The following is a 7,636-nucleotide window of genomic DNA, read 5'->3' on the forward strand; positions in this document are numbered from 1 at the left end:
ATGTAGAAATGTTGAATGTTGTCTAGTTTTTGATCAGAGAGATCAATGGTGCGCGTGTTTGGCGCAATCTTTTCTTGGTCAAACTTGGTCGTCGCACTCATGTAGATGAGTTGATGGTCACGAGGTGCGTAGTGAGTGATTTTTTCGACAAAGTGAATCTGAGAATCATCGAGCAATTGGTCAAATTCATCCAGAATGATGGTTTCAACATTCATCATCTTGATTTTTTTTAATTTAATCAACTCAAAGATACGGCCAGGAGTTCCAATCAGAATTTCTGGTCCTTTTTTTAGTCGTTCAATCTGGCGTTTCTGACTTGAACCTGATAAGAAGAGCTGAGAAGTCAAGCCGATAGCCTCTGCCCACGTTTTACATACTTCAAAAATCTGTCCAGCAAGTTCCGTATTTGGTGCTAGAATCAAGAGTTGCTGGGCTTTTTTCTTTTGTAGTCTGAGAAGACTTGGCAAGAGGTAAGCTAGGGTCTTACCAGTTCCTGTTGGGCTCACTCCTAGGAGATTTTCTCCAGCAAGAATGGGCTCAAATAGTTGAGTTTGAATGGGGGTGAATTCTTGGAAACCGAGTTGGTCACTTAGTTCTTGCCATTCAGTAGGTAGTTTGGTTTTCATTTTTCTGCCTCAAATCTAATGCCAGCAGTCTGGCGCATGGTATATAATAGGTCATGAACAGAACCTGCATCATCCAGCCAGTTCTGGTAAAGTGTCTGGTCTGGTTGCTGGATCATCTGTGCAAATGCTGCGACTTCCTCAGCCATCGTATGAGGAGCCTGTTGGATAGGGAGTTGAACTTGATTTCCTTGGTGGTCGGTAAAAATAGCTGAGTGGACATGCTCAATCGTGTTAAGGATCAAGGTTCCATCTGCTGTATAAATCTCGCAAGGAAGATTGGAAGTGATGTTTTTCCCAGCCTTGATATGAACTTGAAAGTCAGGGTAGAAGAGCATACCGTCTCCATTTAGGTCAATGCTATTGTCAAGCTGTTGAGCCTGGTAGGTCGCGTCTTGAGCCTTTCCAAAGAGACGAATAGCAGCGTAGATAGGATAAATCCCCAAATCCATAAGAGCTCCGCCAGCAAAATGGTCTGAAAAGACATTTGGAGTGTTTCCAGCGAGTAAGTCAGGCATCTTGGAAGAATACTTGGCATAATTGAAATCAGCTCCCAATACTTGCTTGTCTGCTAAAAAGTTTTTGATAGTGGTAAAAGCTTCCTCGTGGTAGTTTCGTGCCGCTTCAAAGATAAAACAGTGATTTTTCTCAGCTGTCTGTCTCAAATCCAGCCATTCATGTGGCTGAGTAACAGCTGGCTTTTCAAGAATGACATGCTTGCCAAAAGACAAGGCAGCCTTGGCTTGAACAAAATGCAAGGAGTTTGGACTAGCGATATAGACTACATCAAAGGAAGACTTAAAGAAGTCATCTAATTGATCAAAGAGCTGGATATCCTGATAGCGGGAAGCAAAGGTTGTGGCAGTTTCTAGTTTTCTAGAGTAGACAGCAACCAGCTGGTATTCTCCGCTAGCATGGGCTGCTTCTACGAAATGATGGCTGATAGCACCTGTTCCGATGACACCTAATTTAAGCATAGATACTCCTTTTCCGACTTCAAATCCTTCCTTCATTATAACACAGAAAAGAAGGACTATCCAACAGATGGTAAAAATTTTCAAATGGACTACGCTTTTCTCAAAGAAAGTGGTACAATATTGAAATGACTAAATGAAACTGAAATGGGAGTGAAAATGAGATTATTACCAATAAGAAAAATATCTCGTCAGTCTAAGAGACTAGCGCTTTTTTTGACCTTTTGTGCAGGATATGTCGATGCCTATACCTTTATCGTGCGAGGGAATACCCTAGTAGCAGGACAAACTGGGAATGTCGTCTTTCTTTCTGTCGGACTCATTCAACAAAATGTCTCGGATGCCAGTGCTAAAGTAATGACCTTACTTTCCTTTATGATGGGGGTATTTTTACTGACCTTGTATAAGGAAAAACTTCGAATTGTTAAAAAGCCGATTTTGTCCTTGATTCCTCTTGCAGTCCTGTCCCTAATTATAGGTTTTGTGCCACAAACGGTTGATAATATCTATCTCGTGCCGCCATTGGCCTTTTGTATGGGACTGGTGACAACTGCCTTTGGAGAAGTGTCAGGGATTGCCTATAATAATGCTTTTATGACAGGGAATATCAAACGTACCATGTTGGCTTTTGGAGATTATTTTCGGACCAAGCATACGCCTTTTCTACGAGAGGGCTTGATTTTTGTTAGCTTGCTTAGCAGTTTTGTCTTCGGAGTTGTTTTTTCAGCTTATTTGACGATTTACTATCAGGAGAAGACAATTCTAGGTGTTCCTTTTATGATGAGTATCTTTTACTTCAGCATGCTTTTTGCTTTTTGGAGGAAAAAAGGGAAAGAAAAAGCTTAATTTTAATTGATTTCACTTGTAAGAAAAAAGAAGATATGCTATACTTGAAGAGTTGACTATGCACAGTCCTGTGCAACCGCACGAACATCGTTTGCTCGTTGTATAACAAATTTAAATTTTGTTATACTTAGAGCTCTTCTTTTAAGTGGTTCGTCCCACGATGCTAGGCGAGTCTTCACAATAATACGGGGAAACCCTAAAAATCATAGGAGGTGCATAATGAGCACATACGCAATTATCAAAACTGGCGGAAAACAAGTTAAAGTTGAAGTTGGTCAAGCAGTTTACGTTGAAAAATTGAACGTTGAAGCTGGTCAAGAAGTTACTTTTAACGAAGTTGTTCTTGTTGGTGGTGAAAACACTGTTGTCGGAACTCCACTTGTTGCTGGAGCTACTGTAGTTGGAACTGTTGAAAAACAAGGAAAACAAAAGAAAGTTGTTACTTACAAGTACAAACCTAAAAAAGGTAGCCACCGTAAACAAGGTCACCGTCAACCATATACAAAAGTTGTCATCAACGCGATCAACGCTTAATTTTAAGGAGAACACATGATACAAGCAGTCTTTGAGAGAGCCGAAGATGGCGAGCTGAGGAGTGCGGAAATTACTGGACACGCCGAAAGTGGCGAATACGGCTTAGATGTCGTGTGTGCATCGGTTTCTACGCTTGCCATTAACTTTATCAATTCCATTGAGAAATTTGCAGGCTATGAACCAATCTTAGAATTAAACGAAGATGAAGGTGGCTATCTAAAGGTTGAAATACCAGCGGATCTTCCTTCACACCAGAGAGAAATGACCCAGTTATTCTTCGAATCATTTTTCTTAGGTATGGCAAACTTATCGGAGAACTCTTCTGAGTTCGTCCAAACCAGAGTTATCACAGAAAACTAACACGGAGGAAAACATTATGTTAAAAATGACTCTTAACAACTTGCAACTTTTCGCCCACAAAAAAGGTGGAGGTTCTACATCAAACGGACGCGATTCACAAGCAAAACGTCTTGGAGCTAAAGCAGCTGACGGACAAACTGTAACAGGTGGATCAATCCTTTACCGTCAACGTGGTACACACATCTATCCAGGTGTAAACGTTGGACGTGGTGGAGACGATACTTTGTTCGCTAAAGTTGAAGGTGTAGTACGCTTTGAACGTAAAGGTCGCGATAAGAAACAAGTTTCTGTTTACCCAATCGCAAAATAAAAAGGTCCAGTGAACCTTTTTATCCCGAGCCTTGGTATTTTAAGGCGAGGAAGCTAGAACTAGCATAAAATCAGGCTTTCCGAGTTTTCGGAGAGCCTATTTTTTTGTTTTGATACCCATAATTCTTTGTTACTAGTGTAGATGAATTTTGTGAGCGACATTATTTTTCCTAGGTGGAAAACTTCTAAAATATGGTATAATGAACAGATAGAGAAGTTGGGGGTAAAAGATGAACATTCAACAATTACGCTATGTTGTGGCCATTGCCAATAGTGGTACTTTCCGTGAAGCTGCTGAAAAGATGTATGTTAGTCAGCCGAGTCTGTCTATTTCTGTGCGCGATTTGGAAAAAGAGCTTGGTTTTAAGATTTTCCGTCGGACGAGTTCGGGAACATTTTTGACTCGTCGTGGTATGGAATTTTATGAGAAAGCGCAGGAATTGGTCAAAGGATTTGATGTTTTTCAAAATCAATATGCCAATCCTGAGGAAGAAAAGGATGAATTTTCCATTGCCAGTCAGCACTATGACTTCTTGCCACCAACCATTACAGCCTTTTCAGAACGCCATCCTGACTACAAGAACTTTCGTATTTTTGAGTCTACCACAGTTCAAATTTTAGACGAAGTAGCTCAAGGACACAGTGAGATTGGGATTATATATCTCAACAACCAAAATAAAAAGGGCATCATGCAACGGGTTGAAAAGCTTGGTTTAGAAGTTATTGAACTAATTCCTTTCCAGACTCACATTTATCTTCGTGAAGGGCATCCTTTAGCACAGAAAGAGGAATTGGTCATGGAGGATTTAGTGGATTTACCAACGGTTCGTTTTACTCAGGAAAAGGATGAGTATCTATACTATTCAGAGAACTTTGTCGACACCAGCGCGAGCTCCCAGATGTTTAATGTGACGGACCGTGCTACTTTGAATGGTATTTTGGAGCGGACGGATGCTTATGCAACTGGATCTGGTTTTTTGGATAGTGACAGTGTCAATGGCATCACAGTCATTCGTCTCAAGGACAATCTAGATAACCGCATGGTCTATGTCAAACGGGAAGAAGTGGAGCTTAGCCAAGCTGGGACTCTTTTCGTTGAGGTTATGCAAGAATATTTTGATCAAAAGAGGAAATCATGAAAAAAAGAGGAATAGTGGCAGTCATTGTACTGCTTTTGATTGGGTTGGATCAGTTGGTCAAAAATTATGTTGTCCAACAGATTCCACTGGGTGAAGTGCGTTTGTGGATCCCCAATTTCGTTAGCTTGACCTATCTGCAAAATCGTGGGGCAGCCTTCTCCATGCTACAAGACCAGCAGTGGTTATTTGCTGTCATTACACTGGTCGTCATGGTAGGTGCCATTTGGTATCTACATAAACACATGGAGGATTCTCTCTGGTTAGTTTTTGGACTGACTTTGATAATAGCGGGAGGTCTGGGCAACTTTATCGACAGAATGAGTCAAGGTTTTGTGGTGGATATGTTTCACCTAGACTTTATCAACTTTGCGATTTTCAATGTGGCTGACAGCTATTTGACAGTTGGTGTCATTGTTTTATTGATTGCAATGCTTAAAGAGGAAGTAAATGGAAATAAAAATTGAAACTGGTGGGCAACGTCTAGACAAGGCTCTGTCAGATCTGACAGAATTGTCACGCAGTCTCGCGAATGAACAAATCAAGGCTGGACAAGTTTTGGTTAATGGGCAAGCCAAGAAAGCCAAATACACTGTCCAAGAGGGGGATATCGTCACCTACCATGTGCCAGAACCAGAGGTTTTAGAGTATGTGGCTGAGAATCTGCCACTCGAGATCATCTACCAAGATGAGGATGTAGCCGTTGTTAACAAACCTCAGGGGATGGTGGTGCATCCGAGTGCTGGTCATACAAGTGGAACCTTGGTCAATGCCCTCATGTACCATATCAAGGACTTGTCAGGTATCAATGGTGTTCTCCGACCGGGTATCGTTCACCGCATTGACAAGGACACGTCGGGTCTCCTCATGATTGCTAAGAATGATGAGGCCCACTTAGCACTCGCGCAAGAACTCAAGGACAAGAAGTCTCTCCGTAAATACTGGGCAATTGTTCACGGTAATCTGCCAAATGATCGTGGTGTGATTGAAGCGCCTATTGGCCGTAGTGAAAAAGACCGTAAGAAACAGGCTGTGACTGCTAAAGGAAAGCCAGCAGTGACTCGTTTTCAAGTCTTGGAACGCTTTGGAGATTATAGTTTGCTAGAGTTGCAACTGGAAACAGGACGTACCCACCAAATCCGTGTTCATATGGCTTATATTGGCCATCCAGTCGCTGGTGATGAAGTCTATGGTCCTCGTAAGACTTTGAAAGGACATGGACAATTTCTCCATGCTAAGACTCTAGGCTTTACCCATCCGAGAACAGGTGAAACCTTGGAATTTACAGCAGATATTCCAGAGATTTTTAAGGAAACGCTGGAAAGATTGCGTAAAGCTGAGAATAGATAAAAGAGTTGAGATGACTGTCTCAACCTTTTTATTTCAAGTCTTTTCTATTTTAAAGTATTCATGTTATAATGGATAAATATGAAGAATCGGAGTGAGAATATGAAGTACAAACGAATCGTCTTTAAGGTGGGGACTTCCTCCTTGACAAATGAAGACGGGAGTTTATCAAGGAGTAAAGTAAAGGCAATTACCCAGCAATTGGCTATGTTGCATGAGGATGGACATGAGTTGATTTTAGTGTCATCTGGGGCAGTAGCGGCAGGTTTTGGAGCTTTGGGTTTTAAAAAACGTCCAACCAAGATTGCAGATAAACAAGCTTCGGCTGCAGTTGGTCAGGGACTTTTGTTGGAGGAATATACAACCAACCTCCTCATGCGCCAGATCGTTTCTGCACAAATCTTGCTGACACAGGATGATTTTGTAGATAAACGTCGCTATAAGAATGCCCACCAGGCCTTGTCTGTATTGCTTCATCGTGGTGCAATTCCCATCATCAATGAAAATGACAGTGTCGTTATTGATGAGCTCAAGGTTGGGGACAATGACACTCTGAGTGCCCAGGTAGCGGCGATGGTTCAGGCGGATCTCCTGGTTCTCTTGACTGATGTGGACGGCCTCTATACTGGCAATCCTAATTCGGATTCAACAGCCAAACGTTTGGAGAAAATCGAGACTATCAATCGTGAGATTATTGATATGGCTGGTGGGGCAGGTTCGTCAAACGGTACTGGGGGTATGCTGACAAAAATCAAAGCTGCAACTATTGCGACGGAGTCAGGGGTACCAGTCTATATCTGCTCCTCCTTGAAATCAGATGCCCTGATTGAGGCAGCTGAAGAAACTAGGGATGGTTCCTTCTTTGTTGCGCAAGAGAAGGGACTTCGTACCCAGAAACAATGGCTGGCCTTCTATGCTCAAAGTCAGGGAACGATTTGGGTAGATGGTGGAGCTGCAGAGGCACTTTCAAAAAACGGGAAAAGTCTCCTTTTATCAGGCGTGGTAGAAGTGGAAGGAAACTTCTCTTACCACGATATTGTAACAGTGGCTGATAAAGAAACAGGTCAATCTCTTGGAAAGGGACGTGTCCAATTTGGCGTCTCAGCTCTAGAAGATATGCTCCGTTCTCAAAAAGCTAAGGGAGTCTTGATTCACCGTGATGACTGGATTTCCATCACTCCTGAAATCCAGCTGCTCTTTACAGAATTTTAGAGGTGAACGATGGTAAGTACACAAGAACAATTCGAACAGGTACAGGCTGTTAAGAAATCAATCAATACTGCCAGCGAAGCAGTGAAAAACCAAGCCTTGCTAGCTATGGCTGATCATTTATTGGCGGCTACTGAGGAGATTTTAGTGGCAAATGCCCTCGATATGGCAGCGGCCAAGGGGAAAATCTCAGATGTTATGCTAGATCGTCTTTATTTGGATGAGGGACGTATAGAAGCGATGGCAAGAGGGATTCGTGAAGTGGTTGCTTTACCAGATCCTATTGGTGAGGTCCTAG

At 42.2% G+C, this 7,636-nt stretch carries 10 protein-coding genes, 2 pseudogenes and 1 other annotated feature; of the genes and pseudogenes, 9 read left to right on the plus strand and 3 right to left on the minus strand.

Annotated features, from left to right (window positions below):
- Window positions 1-626: DEAD/DEAH box helicase family protein (locus SORDD27_RS02405; protein WP_155718883.1), on the minus strand; the 626-nt coding region annotated here is incomplete at its 3' end.
- Window positions 623-1,600, minus strand: coding sequence for a Gfo/Idh/MocA family protein (locus tag SORDD27_RS02410; protein ID WP_061427117.1), 978 nt, complete (start codon window positions 1,598-1,600; stop codon window positions 623-625). The genes SORDD27_RS02405 and SORDD27_RS02410, both read right to left, overlap by 4 nt.
- Before the next feature lie 156 nt (window positions 1,601-1,756).
- On the opposite strand from SORDD27_RS02410, the gene SORDD27_RS02415 reads away from it, so the two are divergent.
- From SORDD27_RS02415 to rpmA, 4 genes are all read left to right on the plus strand, one after another.
- Entirely contained in the window at window positions 1,757-2,443 is a 687-nt protein-coding gene (locus tag SORDD27_RS02415; protein WP_025171012.1) for a YoaK family protein, read from the plus strand.
- Between the two features lie 64 nt (window positions 2,444-2,507).
- Window positions 2,508-2,628, plus strand: a sequence feature (ribosomal protein L21 leader region).
- A 34-nt stretch (window positions 2,629-2,662) separates the two neighbouring features.
- Entirely contained in the window at window positions 2,663-2,977 is a 315-nt protein-coding gene (rplU, locus tag SORDD27_RS02420; RefSeq protein WP_000109141.1) for a 50S ribosomal protein L21, read from the plus strand.
- A 15-nt stretch (window positions 2,978-2,992) separates the two neighbouring features.
- Window positions 2,993-3,337 (plus strand): ribosomal-processing cysteine protease Prp, encoded by a 345-nt coding sequence (locus SORDD27_RS02425; protein ID WP_000613697.1) that lies wholly within the window; start codon window positions 2,993-2,995, stop codon window positions 3,335-3,337.
- A 16-nt stretch (window positions 3,338-3,353) separates the two neighbouring features.
- Window positions 3,354-3,647, plus strand: coding sequence for a 50S ribosomal protein L27 (rpmA, locus tag SORDD27_RS02430; protein WP_000916509.1), 294 nt, complete (start codon window positions 3,354-3,356; stop codon window positions 3,645-3,647).
- 165 nt (window positions 3,648-3,812) lie between these two features.
- On the opposite strand, the pseudogene SORDD27_RS10110 reads toward rpmA, so the two are convergent.
- Window positions 3,813-3,884: pseudogene (locus SORDD27_RS10110) on the minus strand (AraC family transcriptional regulator); the annotation flags it as partial.
- On the opposite strand from SORDD27_RS10110, the gene SORDD27_RS02435 reads away from it, so the two are divergent.
- The 5 genes and pseudogenes from SORDD27_RS02435 to SORDD27_RS02455 form a co-directional block, all read left to right on the plus strand.
- On the plus strand, window positions 3,877-4,785 hold the full coding sequence (locus tag SORDD27_RS02435; RefSeq protein WP_061427119.1) for a LysR family transcriptional regulator: 909 nt from the start codon (window positions 3,877-3,879) through the stop codon (window positions 4,783-4,785). The pseudogene SORDD27_RS10110 and the gene SORDD27_RS02435 overlap by 8 nt on opposite strands.
- Window positions 4,782-5,249, plus strand: coding sequence for a signal peptidase II (gene lspA / locus SORDD27_RS02440; protein WP_061427121.1), 468 nt, complete (start codon window positions 4,782-4,784; stop codon window positions 5,247-5,249). The genes SORDD27_RS02435 and lspA overlap by 4 nt, the downstream gene beginning before the upstream one ends.
- Window positions 5,233-6,132 carry an RluA family pseudouridine synthase gene (locus SORDD27_RS02445; RefSeq protein WP_061427123.1) on the plus strand — a complete coding sequence of 300 codons (900 nt, stop codon included), beginning with the start codon at window positions 5,233-5,235 and terminating at the stop codon, window positions 6,130-6,132. Before lspA ends, SORDD27_RS02445 begins: the two co-directional genes overlap by 17 nt.
- A gap of 99 nt (window positions 6,133-6,231) precedes the next feature.
- Entirely contained in the window at window positions 6,232-7,341 is a 1,110-nt protein-coding gene (gene proB / locus SORDD27_RS02450) for a glutamate 5-kinase (protein ID WP_061427125.1), read from the plus strand.
- Between the two features lie 9 nt (window positions 7,342-7,350).
- Window positions 7,351-7,636, plus strand: a pseudogene (locus SORDD27_RS02455) (glutamate-5-semialdehyde dehydrogenase); the annotation flags it as partial.

Origin of the sequence: Streptococcus oralis (assembly GCF_001579025.1) — a bacterium.
Lineage (GTDB): Bacteria > Bacillota > Bacilli > Lactobacillales > Streptococcaceae > Streptococcus > Streptococcus oralis_X.